At 68.5% G+C, this 543-nt stretch carries 1 protein-coding gene and 1 pseudogene; one reads left to right on the forward strand and one right to left on the reverse strand.

Annotated elements, in window-relative coordinates; all coding sequences use genetic code 11:
* On the forward strand, window positions 1–161 hold a 161-nt coding region (locus tag KZA10_RS17320), incomplete at its 5' end, for an asparaginase (protein ID WP_256935025.1).
* Here the strand turns inward: KZA10_RS17320 and KZA10_RS18470 are convergent.
* Window positions 103–543: pseudogene (locus tag KZA10_RS18470) on the reverse strand (asparaginase); the annotation flags it as partial. The gene KZA10_RS17320 and the pseudogene KZA10_RS18470 sit on opposite strands and share 59 nt — an antisense overlap.

Raw genomic sequence — 543 nt, forward strand, 5'->3', positions numbered from 1 at the left:
GTCCCGCCGCCTGGCCGAGTGACTCGGCGACACGCGATGAGCTCGTTCGTGAACACGGTGTGCCGACGCGGGTGCGCATGAACTGCTCCGGCAAGCATGCTGTGATCTTCTCGCCCGTGAGGCGCTCGATGACGTCGCGGATGTGCTGCTGCAGAGGATGAGCGGGATCGAGGTAGCCTGCGGTCGGCCAGCCCGTCGCCACACAGGCGCGCAGCATCGCAGCATGCTTGCCGGAGCAGTTCATGCGCACCCGCGTCGGCACACCGTGTTCACGAACGAGCTCATCGCGTGTCGCCGAGTCACTCGGCCAGGCGGCGGGACAGCCCAGGGCGTCCTCCGTGAGACCACCCTCGGTGAGGATGTCGCGTACCACCGAGGCGTGACGGTCGGTGCCGATGTGGCTCGCCGTTGAGATCGCCAGCTGCTCGCCCTCGAGCACCGCGCCTGCAGTGATGCAGGCGATGGCCTGCAGGGGCTTGAGGCTGGAGCGCGGCAGGATCAGCGCATCGGCATTGCCGTGACGGGCGACGACGTCGCCGTCGG

The organism is Microbacterium sp. BF1 (assembly GCF_019279095.1).
Lineage (GTDB): Bacteria > Actinomycetota > Actinomycetes > Actinomycetales > Microbacteriaceae > Microbacterium > Microbacterium maritypicum.